This is a genomic window from Yersinia massiliensis (assembly GCF_003048255.1).
Taxonomy (GTDB): domain Bacteria; phylum Pseudomonadota; class Gammaproteobacteria; order Enterobacterales; family Enterobacteriaceae; genus Yersinia; species Yersinia massiliensis_A.
In genome coordinates, this window is sequence record NZ_CP028487.1 from 1045971 (window position 1) to 1064581 (window position 18611).

The window sequence follows — 18611 nt, forward strand, 5'->3', positions numbered from 1 at the left end:
CTCCACGTTATTTACCCTTCGATATATTGGGTTGCGATTGTCTTTATACCTTGTGCCAGTGCTTGTAAACCACTGGCCCGCGATGTACTCAGTTGCTGCCGTAGTCCTAGCTTATCAAACAATTCCAATGGGTCTTCAGCTAAGACCTGTTGCGGTGTTTTACCTTCTACAGCGGTTAAAATGACGGCGAGCAACCCGCGAACGATACGGCCTTCACTGTCACCATAGAAATGTAAGCGGCCATCTGGTTGACGCTGATGGCCCAACCACACTCGATTTTCACAACCAGTCAATTCCAGCTCATCTTGCTTCAATGATGCCGGTAATGGTGGGAGTTGCTTAGCCAATAAAATTAACCGGCGATAACGATCTTCCCACTGTTTGTCAGCGCTGAATGTTTCAATGAGGTGAGCCGCTGTAATTTCGTGGCCAAAAGGGTGTGGTGCAATCATCGTTTTTCCACTTTATTGCTTGTTGATATTGATCGTAATTATCATTTGGTAGTACTCAATCTTGCAAGAGTGCTAGTGACTTTGCGATTGCGGCGCATAACATTTCAACATCGTTAGCTGTGTTATAGGGTGCAAAAGAAGCCCGCAGGCTGCCATTGAGCCCAAGTGCGGCCATGAGTGGCTGGGCACAGTGTAAGCCTGCGCGTAACGCAATGCCTTGTTCTGCCAGTAATGTCACTAAATCGCTATGATGAACACCATCGAAAGTAAATGCTAATAAGCTCGATTGCTGGCAACGGAAGCTACGAAAACCGGGTAATTCCGCTAACTTATTCTCCGCCATTGTCGCTAGGTTTTGGCTATATGACTCAGCATCTTCCAAATCAATGTGTTCGAGCCAACTCAGTACTGCCGATAAGCCAATCACGCCTGCAATATTGGGGGTACCAGCCTCAAAGCGGTATGGTACTTCATGGGCCGTAAAACCCCCGAATGAGGCATGAGTGAGCATTTTCCCTCCGCCTTGCCACGCGGGCATTTCCTCCAGTAATTCAGATTTCCCGTAGAGCACCCCAATGCCTGTCGGGCCATACAATTTATGGGCGGAAAATGCATAAAAATCAATATCAAGTGCTTGGACATCTGCCGGACGATGAACAATCCCCTGCGCGCCATCGACCATCACAATACAGCCATATTGGTGAGCGAGGTCTATTGCGCTCGCCAATGCTGGGCTGCCACCCGTCACGTTGGACATTTGCCCCAGCGCTAAGATACGCGTTTTATCGTTCAATAATCGCGGTAATTGTTGTAAATCAGGTAGATGGTCATGGCCGATAGGCCATTTAACGATGTGAGCACCGGTTTGCTCAGCCACCATCAACCAAGGGATTAAATTCGCATGATGTTCAGCTTCGCTGACAATAATTTCATCCCCAGCCTGTAGGCGCGGGCGGGCGTAACTTTGTGCTACGAGGTTAATGGCTTCGGTAGTGCCTCGCGTCCAAACGATATTTTCTGCTGCTGGGGCATTAATAAAGTCGGCTACCTGTTGGCGCGTTTCTTCAAAGCGGACCGTCAATGATAAGGCTGATTGATGCTGGCTGCGATGCACCGTTGCGGCATCTTGCTGATAAAAAAGTTGTGTTGCCTCAATCATCGCTTGGGGCTTTAGAGCCGTTGCCGCGCTGTCTAGATAGATAATCTCATCGCTAATTGCCGGAAATTCCTGACGAAAATCCGTTGAATTAAAGGCCTTCATACCGTTTTTCTCATTTTTGGGTTCACTTCGGAACTGTCTCATTTTGGCGTGTTTTGTGCATAATTCGTACGCTTCTTGCCCGGTTGGCTGGAAATATGTCATGAGCGGGTTATGCTGAATAGTAACGGACACAACCATTTGTCTGGTAATGGAAACGAGTTTTTCAGCATTTTAATCTGCAAGGAGTCACCCATGAAAAAGACAGCTGCCGTTATTTCTGCCCTAATGCTCACTTTTACTTTAGCAGCCTGTTCCAGCAACTATGCCATGCATACGAATGATGGTCGCACTATCGTTGCTGATGGTAAACCTAAAGTCGATGACGAGACAGGGATGATTAGTTACACCGATGCCAATGGCACTGAGTTGCAAATTAATCGTTCAGAAGTAAGAGAGATGGTGGAGACTAACTAAGTCAACACAAGTGCCTTCAAATGAGGCCGGATAAGGCTTCAAACCCTTCAGTAACAACTTAAATGTAAGCTCTGACTGGTGTTAAACAGAAAGTGGCGCTTACATTTAAGCACTCGCTATGAAGTTACTCCCAAAAAAAGCGCAAAAAAAAGCACCGCGAAAATGGCGGTGCTGCATAAAATCACTATGGACAGACAGGGTAAATGTACAGGAAGTGAAAAAAAACAGTAGCTTAGCTACTATGTCTGGTACACCAGACCATTTGCAAACACAACATCACAACCACAAAGCCAAAAGCATTTCAGTACCTGGATACTAAACCTACTTTTCGTTCCGGCTTGGGAAGTGCTGCCACTATAGGTATTTGCTGGCACATCATCAACGGACAATTTATAATGCCTCGGATTATAAAAACTAATAAGTAAACAAAGGGTTTCATCTGCGGATGAGCCGTTATAAAAAAGTATCCAACTCATGTCTAAACGATTACCACCCCTGAACGCCTTACGGGTTTTCGATGCGGCCGCGCGCCACCTGAGTTTTACTAAAGCGGCGGATGAATTATTTGTCACGCAAGCAGCCGTTAGCCACCAGATAAAGTCCCTGGAGGATTTTCTCGGACTAAAATTGTTCCGCCGCCGTAACCGCTCTTTACTCCTGACTGAAGAAGGTCAGAGCTATTATCTCGACATCAAAGAAATTTTCACTTCCATCAATGAAGCGACCCGTAAGTTACAGGCCCGCAGCGCGAAAGGTGCTCTGACGGTTAGCCTGCCGCCTAGTTTTGCTATCCAATGGCTAGTCCCGCGTCTTTCAGGATTTAATGCCGCTTATCCGGGGATTGATGTCCGGATTCAAGCGGTGGATCGAGAAGAGGATAAACTCGCAGATGACGTTGATGTCGCGATATTCTATGGTCGGGGCAATTGGACGGGGCTACGTACTGAACGTTTGTATGCCGAATATTTGCTGCCTGTTTGCGCGCCTAGCTTATTAATGGGTGAGCATGGATTAAAAGTGCCGGCAGATCTGGCTAATCACACGTTGTTGCATGATACTTCCCGCCGAGACTGGATGGCATATACCCGTCAATTGGGTGTACCGCAGATTAATGTGCAACAAGGGCCTATTTTCAGTCATAGCGCCATGGTGGTTCAAGCTGCTGTTCATGGGCAGGGGATTGCTTTAGTGAATAACGTGATGGCTCAGTCAGAGATAGAAGCTGGGCGTTTGGTCTGCCCGTTTAATGATGTTTTGGTGAGTAAAAATGCTTTTTATCTGGTTTGTCATGACAGTCAGGCAGAACTGGGTAAAATAGCCGCCTTTCGTCAGTGGATACTGGCAAGAGCTGCCAGTGAACAGGACAAGTTGCGTTTTCGCTACGACAAATAATCAATCGTGGTGTTGCAATTAGTACGCTTGCAGCGCCAAGTATCCTGAATCTCACTCAATCTAATTCAAGGTTAATGACGATGAACGGTCGTTTAATGCTGATATTTGCCGCACTGAGCGGTTTTGTCTATGTGGCTTTAGGGGCCTTTGGTGCCCATGTTTTGAGTACCACATTGGGGCCGAATGAGATGGCTTGGATCCATACGGGCCTGGATTATCAAGGTTTCCATACGTTGGCCATCTTGGCATTGGCTGTTGCGATGCAACGGCAGATCAGTATTTGGTTTTATTGGAGTGGGGCCTTGTTAGCGCTGGGAACCCTACTCTTTAGCGGCAGTTTATACTGCCTGGCTTTATCACACCTGAAACTGTGGGTTTATATCACGCCAATCGGCGGAGTATGTTTCTTGGCAGGATGGGTTTTGATGTTGATTGGCGCGCTGCGTCTAAGAAAAAGGGCAGAACGCCATGAATAATAAAATTGCTTTATATTGCCGCTCAGGTTTTGAGAAAGAGTGTGCGGCAGAAATTACCGCCAAAGCCGCACAGCTCGAAATTTTTGGTTTCGCCCGTGTTAAAGAGAACAGCGGTTATGTCCTGTTTGAATGCTATCAGTTGGACGATGCCGATCGCTTGATCCGCGAAGTGCCATTTCGTGAGTTAATTTTTGCCCGCCAAATGATGGTGGTAGGCGAATTGTTGAAAGACTTACCACCGGAAGATCGCGTGTCACCTATCGTGGGGATGTTGGTCGGCGTTATTGAAAAAGCCGGTGAGTTGCGGGTAGAAGTCCCTGATACCAACGAAAGCAAAGAGCTACTTAAATTTTGTCGTAAGCTCACGGTGCCGCTACGCAGCGCTATGCGTGAGCAAAAAATTCTTTCTGTACGTGAAAATCCTCATCGTCCAGTGGTGCATGTGTTCTTTATTGCGTCAGGTTGTTGTTATGTCGGTTATTCCTATAGCAATAATAACTCGCCATTCTATATGGGTATCCCACGTCTTAAATTCCCATCCGATGCGCCTAGTCGTTCAACGTTAAAACTGGAAGAAGCTTTCCATATGTTCATCCCAGCCGATGAGTGGGAAGAGCGTTTGGCTAGTGGTATGCATGCTGTTGATTTAGGTGCTTGCCCGGGCGGTTGGACTTATCAGTTGGTACAACGCAGCATGATGGTTCAGGCCATTGATAATGGTTCTATGGCGCAAAGTCTGATGGATACAGGGCAGGTAACGCATCATCGTGTTGATGGTTTTAAATATGAGCCAACGCGAAGCAATATTTACTGGCTAGTATGCGACATGGTGGAGAAACCGGCTAAAGTCACCGAATTAATCATCAAATGGATGGTAAATGGTTGGTGCCGTGAGGCGATTTTCAACCTTAAATTACCGATGAAAAAACGGTTTGAGGTCGTTTCAGAGAACTTAGCAATGATGGATGAGCAACTTAAAGAAAATGGTATTAATGCCCATATTCAGGCCAAGCAGCTTTACCATGACCGTGAAGAAGTCACAGTCCATGTGCGCCGTATCTGGTCAGGTGTACCGGGGCGTCGCGACGAACGCTAATATAGGTTAAGGGCTTTTTGCCTCATAGCTTGCTGGCAAACCCCGATGACTCGATCTGTAACGGTGATGACAGGCAGAAGAGTAAAGCGTCCGCGCCAAGGATGGCGCGGCTCGAGCCATCAGGGATGATTTCACGGCGTCTTTACGATCTGCCTGTCCTCTCCGTAATGGGCACTTTGTCACCAACCTTGCTGTCCTTTGGCCCCTTACTCTTTTTGCAAACGCAGTTGCTGCAAGTTGCCCTCTAAGGGTAAATCCGTTTTCAAGGTGGCGATTTGTTTGCAAATGAATGCCATTTCTTGATGCTGTTGTAATTTCTTACGCCATTTCTCTGGCACTGAGTCCAGCCCCTGATAGAGCACCTCAAGCGTGCTGGCTTGTTGTAATAGCAATGTGGCCGTTTTTGCCCCAATCCCCGCAACACCAGGAATCTTACTGCTACTAATCCCCGCAAGCCCCCAGTAATCGGGCAATTGATTTGGTAACACACCAAATTCTTGTTTCACGAAAGGCATATCCAGCCAACGTTTTTGGAAATAATCACGAATCTGCACATTCGGTGCTAATAGCTGGCAATAGCCTTTATCAGTCGACACGATCGTGACTTGATGCCCTGCGCCACTAATCTTAGTTGCTAACGTGGCGGCCAGATCATCAGCCTCATTACCCGGAGAGTGCCAACAAGCAACACCCAATGAATTAAAAGCTTCGCGAATAAGGGGCATTTCCTGTTGTAGATTATCTGGCATCGGGGAGCGGCCCGCTTTGTAATCTGGCAGGCATTGATGACGCCAACTGTCAGAGCGATCATCCTCATCAAACACAGCGACTGCATGTGTGGGATGACTGTGCTGAATGAGTTGTTGTAATGCATGTTGGCAAGCCTTGATGCATGGCGAACCTTGAACCGCATGAATGCGGCGAATCAAATTGAGGGCGTCAATGATAAGAAGGTGGATTTGCATGGCCTGTCTTATATAGGGGCGTATATCAGCGTGAAATCGGGCAGAACTAGAGTTCAGCACTGCCCGTTGATTGCGCTCTTTATTAGCTACAGATTTCGTAGCAAGGGGTGTAATCGCTGCCCGGTAATTTCATTCGATATTGAGCGATAAAGCCTTGCAATAGGCTATCCATTTGCTTCATCAATTGCGGGTCACCGTGTAATTTGAATGGCCCGTAAGTTTCAATCGCCTGAATCCCCGCTTCTTTAACGTTACCCGCCACAATTCCAGAGAAAGCCCGACGCAGCGCAGCCGCTAGCTTTTCTGGTGGTTGGTTATGGGACAAGTTCAGATTCGCCATGTTTTCATGGGTCGGCTCAAATGGGTGTTGTAAATCAGGTTCGATACGCATCGACCAGTTAAAGCTATAAGCATCACCCGTGTTACGGCGATTTTCTTTGACTAATGGCATCGCTTTTTTCATCTGGCGGGCCACTTCATCTGGATCATCAATAATGATTTGGTAGTATTTACGTGCACCATCACCCAGCGTATTCATGATGAACTCATCGACAACGCGGAAGTAATCAGCACTTTCTTTTGGCCCCGTCAAAATCAGTGGCAGCACTTGCTCACTGTTTTCTGGATTCATCAGAATACCTAATAGATAGAGTAGCTCTTCCGCAGTCCCTACACCGCCAGGGAAGATAATGATCCCGTGCGCAATACGGACAAAGGCTTCTAACCGTTTTTCAATGTCTGGCATGATAACCAGCTCGTTAACCAGCGGGTTGGGTGGCTCTGCTGCAATAATTGAAGGTTCAGTCATACCGATAAAACGACTGTTTTTGTAACGTTGTTGTGCATGACCGACAGCCGCACCTTTCATCGGTGCTTCCATCGCGCCAGGGCCACAGCCAGTACAAATATTCAACTCACGTAAACCAAGCTGATTACCGACTTTTCGTCCGTACAAATATTCATTTTCATTGATTGAATGCCCTCCCCAGCAAACCACCATATTCGGTTCTTCATCAATATGCAGGGCTCGGGCATTACGTAAAATGGAGAAAACCAAGTTGGTCAAATGGCTGGAGTTTTCTGTATTGAGATGTTGATCTTGCTCTGCACTAACAATTTGGCCATTCACGAATAAGATGTCGCGCAGCACGGCAAAGAGGTTTGCTTGCAATGAGCGAATGATTTTACCATCAACAAAGGCATGTTCGGGGGGATTAACTAACTCAAGCTTAACACCGCGCTCACGGCGTAATACATTGATATCAAAAGTTTCATTGCGCGATAAAAGTTCTTTACTGTTATCAGTCAGGCTGCCTGAGTTGAGAACGGCCAGCGAGCAATTACGGAATAAACGGTACAGGTCACTGCTAGCTGTGCGCTTGAGCATATCCACTTCTAGCTGTGATAACAGATCCATTGAGCCGAGTGGGCTGATATGTGTAATCAAAGTTGCTCCTTTACACCCTTAGGGGGGTAGTGCCCGTGAATCAAAGTGCGATTTTCTATTTGTTTAGGAATATCAGGAAGTTCTTCAGGCATTAAGTTTGCATTTTTTGGCTAAAGATAGTCTGAAGATACTGTAATTAACCTTAACGTTGTCCCTCGCAGATTGCCAACATTAACGTGCTCCGCACTAAAATGTTGCGCACATGCGCGCATTTATTGCCGTGCCAGACGACCTGTCGAAGGCACAAAGTGAGTATTAGAACGCCAAGGATTGATATCCAAGCCCCCTCGGCGGGTATAGCGGGCGTAGACTGACAAGGTATCGGGCTGACAAAACCGCATAATGTCATTGAAAATACGTTCTACACACTGCTCGTGAAATTCATTGTGATGCCGGAAAGAGACGAGGTAGCGCAACAAGGCTTCACGGTTTATCTGTGGGCCGCTATAGCTGATTTGTACCGAGCCCCAATCGGGTTGATGAGTTATCAGGCAATTAGATTTCAGCAGATGGCTAACAAGGCTTTCCTCTACGTGATTAGCGCTAATAGCACCTTGCAGATAATCTGTACTGAATTCGTAGCTATCGATACGAATATCTTGCTGGTCTAGACATTCACCTGAAAAGTTAGCAATAGGCTGATCTGTTATTTCGTCAAGCCGGTATAGCGTGACATTGACATCACCCTCTGCACAGATGGCTAAGTCACGCTGCAAAGTCGTTCGGACGCTTTCCCAGTCAGCAAAAATAGTTTGGTTAAAACTATTGAGGTAGAGCTTAAAGCTTTTCGATTCAATTAAATTGACGCTATCCGCATTCAAACTTATTTGACCCACAGCGACTTGTGGTAGCCCATTACTGTTTAGCCAAGAAAGCTCGTAAAGTGTCCAGATATCAGCACCATGAAAGGGTAGGTTATCTGGATATAGGCCGAGAGGTTCGCGGTTCATACTGCGTGGGACGGCCTGTAATAAGGCCACGTCATAGTGATCGTGGTAAGCGGTTGGTTTACCTAGCGTCAGCTCAGCGAGTGCTTTGTGGTCTTGATATGAAGACATACTGTTTCCATGGTGAGAGATCGGTACAATAGCGTTATGCCCTTCTTACTTGACGTTGCTGGTCTACCAACAACCTCAAGTTCTTTGGTGATAGTTTACCAATTTATGCCGCGCTTAACTGCATTTCTGGGGGAACCTATCCCCTTTGCTGTAGTACAAGTTGCCGCGATACTGAGAATTAAGTATGGACCAGAACATTTCAACGGCACTGAACAGTTTTACTCAACGGTATATCGACTTATGGCAGCAAAACACTGGGCATCCTCCCGCCAGTAAAGAACTCTACGGTGTACCCTCACCTTGCATTGTAGAGACGCAAGACAATGAGGTGATTTGGTTGCCTCAACCTTTTGTTGCTGATGCCAATTTGAGTAATATTGAGCGTGCATTAGAGATTCAGCTTCACCCAGATATTCATGAATTTTACACTTGCCAATATGCGGGCGACATGATGGCTGACCTTGGTGATCATCGTTTCAACTTGCTGCAAGTGTGGAGCGAAGACGATTTTATCCGCTTGCAGGAGAACTTGATTGGGCATTTGGTTACGCAAAAAAGACTGAAGCTCTCGCCAACGCTATTTTTGGCAACGACTGAGTCAGAAATGACCATGGCTTCATTTTGTAATGTCAGTGGTAACGTCGTGCTCGAGGAATTTGGCCGTAGTAAACGCACACTATTGGCATCGACGCTTACGCATTTTCTGGATGCATTACGCCCCGTATTACCAGAATAAATAAGTGGTTATCATGTATTTCAATGCAAATGCGTGTAAGAGATCTCGCACATGGCCTGTGAGACATCACTTCTATTATTCAAATGTGAAATTCTGGCTTTAAATTTAATTTCAATAAAATCATTTCGTTATAAACGTTCATTTTTTTATATAAAAAGTGTCTGCATCATTATCCTTACAGTACCTTGTCACCCTTTGTCGATTAAGCGATCCTTCTACTCGCCGGATAGGATCTGGCGGAGAAGGACGGTATCGGATGTTACCTCTTCAGGATGAAGGAAACAGGGACTGCTTAGGATGAGTGAAGGGATGTTTCAGGATGAAACAAAGGACACCTCCAGGATGGAGATTGAGAGCCGGTTCAGGATGGATGGTGGGTTAGGATAGCTTCAGGATTAGCACCGGGATGGTGTAGGATTTCGCTAAGGATTGCTGGTTAGGATAACCAAACGGAAAAGTTTTCAAGGAATGAGCAGGGAGCATCATTTTTAGCTGGATAGCTATAAAACGAATCTAGGGGTACTGGTAAAACAGTACCCCTTTTTTTATCCCCATTTTGCTTAACCAGCAACTGTTGTCTATGGTGTGAATTTGGGCATCGCCTGCTTCAGTGGTATGCTTTGCCGCCGTTGAACCGACTTGGTAAATGGCTGTTTTTTGGTTGAGAGCATAATCATGAATACAAAAAATCAAGTTCTTCAAAGTCTTCAGGATATTGAGCTTGCTATGCGAGCGGTTGATCTCTGGCAAGCAGTGCCTCCACAAGCAGAAGCCTTCGAAAGCAATGAACCTTTTAGCATCGATACCATGGATGCAGAACAGTGGTTACAGTGGGTATTGATTCCTCGTATGTATGCATTGCTGGAATCGAATGGTCCACTTCCTACGCGTTTCGCCATTACCCCCTATTTTGAAGAGGCTCTGAGTGGCCATGAGCGGCCTGATTGCACGTCACTGCTGGCTCACTTACAGCGTCTTGATGATCTGTTAAATAAAGAAAGTCACTGATGCTAGAAATAATTTATCAAGATGAATATATAGTTGCAGTGAATAAGCCAGCTGGTTGGTTGGTTCATCGGAGCTGGTTAGACAGTCATGAAACGGTATTTGTGATGCAAACAGTGCGAGACCAGATTGGTCAGCATGTTTATACCGTACACAGATTAGATCGTCCGACATCGGGAGTGCTGTTGATGGCACTTTCCAGTGATATTGCTCGTGCGCTTTCTTCGCAGTTTGAGCAGCACCAAATCCAGAAAACATACCATGCGGTGGTTCGTGGTTATGTGCTGGAGGAGGGAACGATTGATTACGAAATGACTGAGGAGCTGGATAAGATCGCCGATAAGTTTTCTCGTGCAGAGAAAGCGCCGCAGCCTTCAGTCACACACTATCAGCCTTTAGCGCAAGTAGAAGTGCCTGTTGCTATTGGTCGTTATGACACAGCACGCTTCAGTTTAATGGAACTGAAACCAGAAACCGGGCGTAAACATCAGTTGCGGCGGCATATGGCGCACATCCGCCATCCGATCATTGGCGATAGTACCCACGGTGATTTGCGCCAAAATCGTGGTATTGCACAACATTTTGATTGTTCTAGACTTATGCTGCATGCCAGCCACCTATCGCTTAATCATCCGGTGACCGGTGAGCCACTGTCGCTCACTGCTCGTTGGGATGACTCCTGGCAAGGATTGATGTCACATTTTGGCTGGTCTAGCATTGTCCCTCATCTTGAAAGGGTTGAGTTTTCTACCACCGCCGGTCAGGATAGTGAATAATTTTCTCGTTAGTAAGGTAGTTCATTTATGGCTCAGATTGGGATTTTTGTCGGCACTGTCTACGGTAATGCATTGTTAGTCGCAGAAGAGGCTGAAAGCATACTGAAAGAGCAGGGGCACGAAGTTAAAGTGTTCGATGAGGGAACGTTAGAAGCTTGGCAATATTATCGGCAACATTATGTGTTGGTGGTGACGTCAACGACTGGGCAGGGCGATTTTCCTGACAGTATTGCGCCGCTTTTCGTCGCCGTACGCGATCAAGTGGGCTTCCAACCAGAACTGCGTTATGGCCTCATTGCGCTGGGCGACAGTAGTTACGATAACTTTTGCGGTGCAGGTCGTGCATTCGATGAGCTACTACAGGAACAAGGTGCGACACGAATCGGCGAAAGATTAGAAATTGATGCCATTGAGCACTCGGAGCCAGAAACTGTTTCAGCACCATGGGTTGAACAGTGGGGGCGCTTAATTCAGTAGTCAACGTAATTATTGGGCCTCATGTTTGATAGTGAATATCAGTAATAAAACTGAGGCTACTTCTTTAAAACTTTCAAAATCTCTCCTCTTCTCATCATTAGTTCTTTTATGAGTAGTGTGTAAATCGTCTCTGTGTAAAGTTGCTGCCGCTGCAAATGCAGTGACTCAATCTATTCACTTAAGAGACACAACACTATGAAAGACTACACTTTATTTACCTCGCCTAATGAATTAGGCAGTAACGTACTGCCTTCAGGCTATGATGAAGTTATATTTGAACTTTCAGATGGCAACTGGATTAACAATATTATATTACCTGAATATCCTGAGGATAAATGCAGTGTTGTGATTCGTACTTCAGCCACTTGGGATGCGGTGCTACAACTCCCTTTAGTAGCTCCAGTGGAAATTAAGACTGGGAATCAATACACGCTTGAGTATGATGCAGATATTCAACAGTGGAATATCAAGGCTTCGAGTATTCAATATTTATCACCGAACAGTGTCGGTAATGTTATTCCAGATAACCCACAAAACATGAACTACTACTCGATGAATAATTGCAACTATGCCACAGAGGTTACGTTGCCAGCCATAGCAAGAAATGGCGATACTATTCTTATTCGCTCCACCGCTTGTGAGAAATCAAAAGTTTCTGCTGACACTATATTATATAGTGGTGAGACGGTAATTGAACATGGTGAGCAGTATGTTTTTAAGTATTATTCGTCTTGTAATATGAGTGGTTGGATTCGCGATTCAGTTAATCTCGAATTCTTCGATGATACTAACAATGAAATCCTTAATCTAACTAAAAATATTAGTATAGATAGCAATAAAATACCTAAATATACCCTCGAGGGCAGTTTGTCTGATATTAATGGTGAGATATCAGATTCAATCGAGCACACTCGTGTTTTTGATGAAAATGGTGACACTATTCATGAGAAGGTTAAAGAGAGAAGTAAACGTTCTATCTCTAATAAATTGTCGACCACACCAGACCAACTTGGTAGCGGGATATTACCTTCAGGCTACGATGATATTGTATTCGAACTGTATGACGGTAATTGGACCAAAGACGTTATATTGCCGCTACAGCCAGTAGATGGAACACGTGTGGTGATTAAATCAACGGCAACCTTTGATGCTGATTTGCATCTTCCATTCACGAAATTAAAGATTACATCAGATAGTGAATACACTCTTGAATATCACGAAGATATACAACAATGGGATATTCAAGGGCAAGGGGTTACTCATCTAACACCAAATAGTGACGGCAGCCTTATTTCTGAAAATCTTCAAGGTATCGTTTATTATAAGATGGAAAATAATGATTGGGTGCCTGAAATCACTCTCCCATCAACTGCCAAGGATGAATCACTCGTTATTATTCGGTCCACTGCTAGCAACAATTCAAGCATTTTAGCGAATCAGCTTTTATATGCGAGTACCACGACGATAGAACCGGGTGATCAGTATGTATTAAAGTATTTGAAAAGCCATAATCTCTGGGTGGTTGATTCTTCACCAATTAGAAATGCAGAGGTAGATAGCCTTAATGGTGAAATACCCTCTCCGACATCTCAAAAAACATTGGTGACTCTTACCGATAATCTTGGGCGGGAAAAAGTGATTCTTCCAGAAAACGCCGGTGATCGCGATAAAATAATACTAAAATCACTAACGGATAATGTGACGTTTATTGATGCTAGCAATGTTAATAATCCGAGCGTGATGAAATTACATCATGGTGAACAATATGAATTTTTCTATCTTGCTGAAAAAGGAAAATGGCAGTTAATAGACTCACCAGATACTTTTTATGAAGCGCAAGATATTATCGATGGCAAGATTCCTGAATTACAGACGCCACGAACTGTTATTAATTCTGCTAATGGAAATTATCAGCCTAATTTATACTTACCTACCGCACAGGAACCAGGTAGTCGGGTTATTATTAACAGTGAAGCTGAATTAGACATATCTGTTTCGGCAGATAATTCAAACTATAAAATCTCTAAGGGGGAGACAGCCGCATTCAAGGTGGATGAGCGAGGACATTGGGATCGTGAAACGGTCACCATCGATTTGTTATTACTTTACAGCGATAAAGCCGCAGATCGTTTAGGCGAAGACGCAATGCATAAGCGCTTAACTGAAGGCTTTATTCTGACGAATGAAGCGCTGGAAAATTCGGGTGCTAATTTCCGCTATCGTATTGTTGGTTTACGGCAGGTGGAGGCAAAGGTGCACTGGAAATCGCTGGGTAATCCTCTCGAGGAGTTACGAGAAGATGCAACAGTGCAGGGCTGGCGGAATACTTTAAAAGCCGACGGTATTTATTACGAAGGCACTGAAGATGGCTGTGGATTGGCATGGCTAGGTTCATGGGGAAGGGACCGTAATATGGTAGCAACCGGTTCAATAAACTGTGGAACGACTGTCATGCGCCATGAACTGGGCCATAATATGGGTCTATCGCATGGTGGCGAGAGTGAATCCCATGATCAAGGGTACGGGTTGCTTTCAACGATTATGGCAGGTAATGCGGTCCCTTATTATTCTACACCTGATCGTTATACTATGGACTACGGTATTCCCATGGGTATACCTAATAAGATTGATGCTGTACAGGCGATGAATTCACTTTCGTCTAAAGTTTCGGCTTATCGCTAAATAACACATCCTAATTAATATCGTTGAGCGTGGCGTAAATAAACCCGTATTGTGTCATAACATTACAACACGATACGGGCTGACTTAATTTTAAGCGTTCGTATTAACGGCCGTTGGTTAATTTTTCCAGATCAGATTCAATCTCAGAAATCTTATTGGCGACAACGCTTTCTAAATGACGCAAGTCATCAAGGATCTTACGTTTTAAATCAACTTCAATCTGGTCGCGTTTGCACAGTTGGTCCAACTCATCAATGACATAACGTAGGTTAGGATTGATTTCATTGATTTCTTTGTAACCATGACCGGCATTATCTGCCACTACTGTTTTGCGTTGGCGTGGATATTTGAATTTCACACTCTTAGCAAAAAACTCGCCTTTATCTTTGCGGAAGTAAATCTTCAGAATGTCGTTATTGGCCTCCTGACGCAGGCTATAGCGATCGACATCTTCTGGTTGTGTGATTCCTAAGCTTTTCAGATTGTCATACATAGCGCCACCTTTTAGTTTTATCCCTCATTAAACTTGCTGCTGATATGCAATCCAAATTCTTTGAAGGGTATATTCCACAGTTTATGATTATGACGTTAAATCTCGCCAAAATATGTGATTTACTCACAAGGCAAAAAAATAGCGGGAGATTTTCCCGCTATCTTCAATCTTAGTCAATGGTGCGTAATAACTCATTGATACCGACTTTACCGCGCGTTTTTGCATCAACTTTCTTCACGATGACAGCGCAATATAAGCTGTAGCTGCCGTCTTTTGATGGCAAGCTACCCGAAACCACGACAGATCCAGCGGGCACTCGGCCATAGTGGACTTCGCCGGTTTCACGGTCGTAGATACGGGTGCTTTGACCAATAAATACGCCCATTGAGATAACCGAACCTTCCTCGACGATAACTCCCTCAACCACTTCGGAGCGTGCACCAACAAAGCAGTTATCTTCGATAATCGTTGGGTTGGCTTGCAGAGGTTCCAATACACCACCGATGCCCACTCCGCCAGAAAGATGAACGTTCTTACCAATTTGCGCGCAAGAACCGACCGTCGCCCAAGTATCAACCATCGTGCCTTCATCAACGAAAGCGCCAATATTCACATAAGAGGGCATCAATACCGTATTACGGGCAATAAATGCACCTTTACGCACGGTTGCTGGTGGCACTACACGGAAGCCTTCACGCTGGAAACGCGCTTCATCATAACCGGCGAATTTCATCGGGACTTTATCGTAATAACGAGTTTCAGCGCCTTCCATGACTTGGTTGTCATTGATGCGGAAAGAGAGCAGTACAGCTTTCTTCAGCCATTGGTGAGTGACCCACTGACCTTCAATTTTTTCTGCGACACGCAGTGCGCCAGTATCAAGCAGATCAATGACATGGTTAATCGCCTCGCGCGTAACGGTATCTACATTAGCCGGAGTAATGTCTGCGCGGCGCTCGAAGGCAGTTTCAATCACGTTTTGTAGTTGTTGCATTCTGTTCTCTTCCCTTTCTAACATTTATACCCTTCTAACTTGACGCTGTTGCTGTATTAGCTGCTCAGATTCACCCAAATGGCTCATCGATGAAAGTTCATCTGGATTTATGTGCTTGCGACAACGCCAATGATTTAGGGCCGTGGTTGTAAGTAAATTAATGGCTAAAAAGTTATTTGTATCACAGTTTATCGTTTGGATTGAGGGTATCTGTCAACCGTTGTGCCAATTCGCGGCGCGTGTCGGGGCTTAATGCACGGCGATCTTTATCGGCTAGCACAAATAAATCCTCCACCCGTTCACCAATCGTCGTGATACGTGCGCTATGTAACGATAATCCTAAGTCAGCAAAGACCTCACCCACGCGGGCCAGCAAGCCCGGCTGATCCAGTGCAATTAGCTCCAGATAAGTCCGGCGCTCGTTATGAGTCGGCAAGAAATTAGTTTCAGTCGGCACACTGAAATGCCGTAGTTTCGGCGACAGCCTTCTCACACGCGGATGTTGATAGTTTGGCTGCGTCATGGCTTGTTCCAAAGCGTGACTAATGACGGGATGCCGATCTTGCGCCAGTGGGCTGCCATCCGGTTCTAACACGATGAAGGTATCCATCGCCATACCATCGCGGTTAGTGAAGATTTGTGCGTCATGGACACTCAGATTACGGCGATCCAATTCACCGACAACGGCGGCAAATAATGATGGACGATCAGGGCTCCAGATGAATATTTCGGTTCCACCTCGAGTAGCCTGACGGCTCACCAACACCAGTGGTTTGGTTGAGTCATGAGCCAACAAGTGACGGGCATGCCATGCCAATTGATTAGGCGAATGGCGTAGGAAGTAATCGGCTCGACAGCGGCTCCAGATACGATGCAATGCTTCTTCATCGATATTATCCATCCGTAGCAATGCCAAGGCTTGTAGTCGATGATGGCGAACACGTTCACGCAAGTCAGGGCTATTTTGCATCCCACGTCGAAGCTGTTTTTCTGTCGCAAAATAAAGTTCGCGTAATAGGCTCTGCTTCCAGCTATTCCACAAGGTTTCATTAGTGGCACAGATATCAGCGACGGTCAGGCTGACTAAATAACGCAAGCGAGTTTCGCTCTGTACCTCAGCGGAAAATTGCTGGATAACATCGGGGTCTTGAATGTCACGGCGCTGGGCCGTAACTGACATCAATAAATGGCAGCGCACAAGCCAAGCAACGAGCTGCGCTTCGCGCGAGTTGAGTCCGTGCTGCTCAGCAAATTCCAATACATCGTGAGCACCCAGTATTGAATGGTCGCCGCCACGCCCTTTGGCTATATCGTGAAATAGCGCTGCGAGTAACAGTAATTCAGGCTGCGGCAGGCGCGGATAAAGCTCGACACACAGGGGATGCTGCGGCCGAGTCTTCTCATCCGCAAAGCTTTCGAGTTTAAGCAGTACCCGAATCGTGTGTTCATCAACGGTATAAGCATGAAAAAGGTCAAACTGCATTTGGCCGACAATGCTGCCCCATTGCGGCATATAAGCCCACAGCACGCTATGACGATGCATGGGCAGTAATGCGCGAGAAACCGCACCTGGATGGCGCAAAATAGCCATAAACAGCTTACGAGCTTCAGGAATCTGGCATAAAGGCTGTTTTAGATGCCGACGAGCATGGCGTAAGCGGCGTACTGTGGTGGAGTAAATCCCTTTGATTTCTTGATTGCGCACCATCAGATAGAACATGCGCATAATGGCTTCAGGTTGCTGAACAAAGAGGTTTTCATCGCGCAGATCAATTAAGTCACCACGTAACTGAAACTCATCATCGAGTGGACGTGGCTTTTCAGTGGTATCCAGTGCCAGTATGGCTTCATCGAACAGTTGCAACAGCATGTTGTTGAGTTCACTGACTCGGCGTGTCATGCGATAAAAATCTTTCATCATATGCTCGACCGGTTCATTACCTTCGCCTTGATATTGCAGAAGTTGGGCAACGCTCAACTGGCGGTCAAACAACAATCGGTTATCGTAGCGAGTCAAAACCAGATGTAAGGCAAAACGAATACGCCATAAAAAACTCAAACTTTCGATGAGCTCATTGCGCTCAGCTTTGGTTAGAAAGCCGAAATCAACCATTTCACTTAATGATGTGGCACCAAAATGGCGGCGCGCGACCCAGAGTAGAGTGTGAATATCCCTTAACCCACCGGGGCTGCTTTTAATATCCGGTTCCAGATTATAGCTCGTACCGTGATAGCGCTTATGTCGCTCTTGCTGCTCGGCAACTTTGGCATGGAAAAATTGAGGCGAAGGCCAGAAACCATCGCTAAAAATGTGTTTTTGCATCTGTAAGAACAGAGCCACGTCACCACAAATTAGACGAGATTCAATCATGTTGGTGGCGACGGTGAGATCGGCCAATCCTTCCAGTAAACACTCCTCCAAAGTTCGCACGCTATGGCCCACTTCTAGCTTCAGATCCCAGAGTAGTGTGATCAACTGGCCGATTCGCTGAGCTTGCTCATCATTTAAGCGCTGTTTGCTTAGGACTAAGACATCAATGTCTGATAGAGGGTGCAGTTCACCACGCCCATAACCACCGACGGCGACTAAGGCAGTTTCAGGGACGTCATCAAAGCCGTAATATGTCCACAAACGCTGCAACAATTGGTCGATGTAATGACTGCGTGCTGCAATTAAGACCTCAGCGCTGATTCCGCCATTGAATGCTTCAGCCAACCAGAATTGAAATGCTTCAAGCCGTTGCTTGAGGCTCGCGCAATTAAGCTCACCATCAAGATAGGTACTGGGTGAAGCGGGCTGCTCAGGAATGGTGAGCGCCAGTGCTACAGCGTGCTCGGTATGATTTTCAGACATATGTTTTCCCGATGAATATAAACCTGAGATGAA

Annotated in this window: 17 protein-coding genes; 9 read left to right on the forward strand and 8 right to left on the reverse strand. The window is 45.8% G+C overall.

The genetic code is table 11. The features are described 5' to 3' along the window. Positions 1 to 11 precede the first annotated feature (11 nt). Both csdE and csdA read right to left on the reverse strand, forming a co-directional pair. Positions 12 to 452, reverse strand: coding sequence for a cysteine desulfurase sulfur acceptor subunit CsdE (gene csdE / locus DA391_RS04750; protein WP_050082286.1), 441 nt, complete (start codon positions 450 to 452; stop codon positions 12 to 14). Between the two features lie 55 nt (positions 453 to 507). Next, complete coding sequence (gene csdA, locus DA391_RS04755; protein ID WP_050082288.1) at positions 508 to 1713, reverse strand: cysteine desulfurase CsdA; 1206 nt, start codon at positions 1711 to 1713, stop codon at positions 508 to 510. Between the two features lie 192 nt (positions 1714 to 1905). On the opposite strand from csdA, the gene DA391_RS04760 reads away from it, so the two are divergent. From DA391_RS04760 to rlmM, 4 genes are all read left to right on the forward strand, one after another. Beyond that, complete coding sequence (locus DA391_RS04760) at positions 1906 to 2127, forward strand: YgdI/YgdR family lipoprotein (RefSeq protein ID WP_019211557.1); 222 nt, start codon at positions 1906 to 1908, stop codon at positions 2125 to 2127. Between the two features lie 474 nt (positions 2128 to 2601). Continuing rightward, positions 2602 to 3519, forward strand: coding sequence for a transcriptional regulator GcvA (locus tag DA391_RS04765; RefSeq protein WP_019211556.1), 918 nt, complete (start codon positions 2602 to 2604; stop codon positions 3517 to 3519). 80 nt (positions 3520 to 3599) lie between these two features. Next, on the forward strand, positions 3600 to 3995 hold the full coding sequence (locus DA391_RS04770; RefSeq protein WP_072085274.1) for a DUF423 domain-containing protein: 396 nt from the start codon (positions 3600 to 3602) through the stop codon (positions 3993 to 3995). Then, entirely contained in the window at positions 3988 to 5091 is a 1104-nt protein-coding gene (gene rlmM / locus DA391_RS04775) for a 23S rRNA (cytidine(2498)-2'-O)-methyltransferase RlmM (protein ID WP_050873782.1), read from the forward strand. The genes DA391_RS04770 and rlmM overlap by 8 nt, the downstream gene beginning before the upstream one ends. 206 nt (positions 5092 to 5297) lie before the next feature. Here rlmM and xni read toward each other — a convergent pair whose 3' ends face one another. From xni to queF, 3 genes are all read right to left on the reverse strand, one after another. Then, on the reverse strand, positions 5298 to 6056 hold the full coding sequence (gene xni, locus DA391_RS04780) for a flap endonuclease Xni (RefSeq protein WP_050286473.1): 759 nt from the start codon (positions 6054 to 6056) through the stop codon (positions 5298 to 5300). An 82-nt stretch (positions 6057 to 6138) separates the two neighbouring features. Beyond that, positions 6139 to 7503, reverse strand: a complete 1365-nt coding sequence (gene ppnN / locus DA391_RS04785) for a nucleotide 5'-monophosphate nucleosidase PpnN (protein WP_050082292.1) — start codon at positions 7501 to 7503, stop codon at positions 6139 to 6141. A gap of 212 nt (positions 7504 to 7715) precedes the next feature. After that, positions 7716 to 8561: an NADPH-dependent 7-cyano-7-deazaguanine reductase QueF gene (gene queF / locus DA391_RS04790; protein WP_050286474.1), complete on the reverse strand. Its 846-nt coding sequence runs from the start codon at positions 8559 to 8561 to the stop codon at positions 7716 to 7718. 184 nt (positions 8562 to 8745) lie between these two features. Between queF and syd the strand changes: the two genes are divergently transcribed. The 5 genes from syd (at position 8746) to DA391_RS04815 (ending at position 14237) form a co-directional block, all read left to right on the forward strand. Next, positions 8746 to 9297 carry a SecY-interacting protein gene (gene syd / locus DA391_RS04795; RefSeq protein ID WP_050082296.1) on the forward strand — a complete coding sequence of 184 codons (552 nt, stop codon included), beginning with the start codon at positions 8746 to 8748 and terminating at the stop codon, positions 9295 to 9297. A gap of 675 nt (positions 9298 to 9972) precedes the next feature. After that, positions 9973 to 10305, forward strand: coding sequence for a YqcC family protein (locus DA391_RS04800; protein ID WP_050082297.1), 333 nt, complete (start codon positions 9973 to 9975; stop codon positions 10303 to 10305). Continuing rightward, a complete protein-coding gene (truC, locus tag DA391_RS04805) occupies positions 10305 to 11078 on the forward strand; it encodes a tRNA pseudouridine(65) synthase TruC (RefSeq protein WP_050286475.1) in 774 nt (257 codons plus the stop codon). Before DA391_RS04800 ends, truC begins: the two co-directional genes overlap by 1 nt. Before the next feature lie 27 nt (positions 11079 to 11105). Next, positions 11106 to 11555 carry a flavodoxin gene (locus tag DA391_RS04810; protein WP_050286476.1) on the forward strand — a complete coding sequence of 150 codons (450 nt, stop codon included), beginning with the start codon at positions 11106 to 11108 and terminating at the stop codon, positions 11553 to 11555. 195 nt (positions 11556 to 11750) lie between these two features. Continuing rightward, positions 11751 to 14237: a zinc-dependent metalloprotease family protein gene (locus DA391_RS04815; protein ID WP_108087417.1), complete on the forward strand. Its 2487-nt coding sequence runs from the start codon at positions 11751 to 11753 to the stop codon at positions 14235 to 14237. Between the two features lie 103 nt (positions 14238 to 14340). Here DA391_RS04815 and DA391_RS04820 read toward each other — a convergent pair whose 3' ends face one another. The 3 genes from DA391_RS04820 to glnD form a co-directional block, all read right to left on the reverse strand. Beyond that, positions 14341 to 14730, reverse strand: a complete 390-nt coding sequence (locus tag DA391_RS04820) for a DUF3461 family protein (protein ID WP_004706707.1) — start codon at positions 14728 to 14730, stop codon at positions 14341 to 14343. A 169-nt stretch (positions 14731 to 14899) separates the two neighbouring features. Continuing rightward, complete coding sequence (gene dapD / locus DA391_RS04825; protein ID WP_049606025.1) at positions 14900 to 15724, reverse strand: 2,3,4,5-tetrahydropyridine-2,6-dicarboxylate N-succinyltransferase; 825 nt, start codon at positions 15722 to 15724, stop codon at positions 14900 to 14902. A 181-nt stretch (positions 15725 to 15905) separates the two neighbouring features. Further along, positions 15906 to 18578: a bifunctional uridylyltransferase/uridylyl-removing protein GlnD gene (gene glnD / locus DA391_RS04830; RefSeq protein ID WP_050873791.1), complete on the reverse strand. Its 2673-nt coding sequence runs from the start codon at positions 18576 to 18578 to the stop codon at positions 15906 to 15908. Positions 18579 to 18611: the final 33 nt, after the last annotated feature.

Bases quoted from the DNA above. Each gene is read 5' to 3' on its own strand.
- csdE (WP_050082286.1), bottom strand. From the start codon at position 452: ATGATTGCACCACACCCTTTTGGCCACGAAATTACAGCGGCTCACCTC.
- csdA (WP_050082288.1), bottom strand. From the start codon at position 1,713: ATGAAGGCCTTTAATTCAACGGATTTTCGTCAGGAATTTCCGGCAATT.
- DA391_RS04760 (WP_019211557.1), top strand. From the start codon at position 1,906: ATGAAAAAGACAGCTGCCGTTATTTCTGCCCTAATGCTCACTTTTACT.
- DA391_RS04765 (WP_019211556.1), top strand. From the start codon at position 2,602: ATGTCTAAACGATTACCACCCCTGAACGCCTTACGGGTTTTCGATGCG.
- DA391_RS04770 (WP_072085274.1), top strand. From the start codon at position 3,600: ATGAACGGTCGTTTAATGCTGATATTTGCCGCACTGAGCGGTTTTGTC.
- rlmM (WP_050873782.1), top strand. From the start codon at position 3,988: ATGAATAATAAAATTGCTTTATATTGCCGCTCAGGTTTTGAGAAAGAG.
- xni (WP_050286473.1), bottom strand. From the start codon at position 6,056: ATGCAAATCCACCTTCTTATCATTGACGCCCTCAATTTGATTCGCCGC.
- queF (WP_050286474.1), bottom strand. From the start codon at position 8,561: ATGTCTTCATATCAAGACCACAAAGCACTCGCTGAGCTGACGCTAGGT.
- syd (WP_050082296.1), top strand. From the start codon at position 8,746: ATGGACCAGAACATTTCAACGGCACTGAACAGTTTTACTCAACGGTAT.
- DA391_RS04800 (WP_050082297.1), top strand. From the start codon at position 9,973: ATGAATACAAAAAATCAAGTTCTTCAAAGTCTTCAGGATATTGAGCTT.
- truC (WP_050286475.1), top strand. From the start codon at position 10,305: ATGCTAGAAATAATTTATCAAGATGAATATATAGTTGCAGTGAATAAG.
- DA391_RS04810 (WP_050286476.1), top strand. From the start codon at position 11,106: ATGGCTCAGATTGGGATTTTTGTCGGCACTGTCTACGGTAATGCATTG.
- DA391_RS04815 (WP_108087417.1), top strand. From the start codon at position 11,751: ATGAAAGACTACACTTTATTTACCTCGCCTAATGAATTAGGCAGTAAC.
- DA391_RS04820 (WP_004706707.1), bottom strand. From the start codon at position 14,730: ATGTATGACAATCTGAAAAGCTTAGGAATCACACAACCAGAAGATGTC.
- dapD (WP_049606025.1), bottom strand. From the start codon at position 15,724: ATGCAACAACTACAAAACGTGATTGAAACTGCCTTCGAGCGCCGCGCA.
- glnD (WP_050873791.1), bottom strand. From the start codon at position 18,578: ATGTCTGAAAATCATACCGAGCACGCTGTAGCACTGGCGCTCACCATT.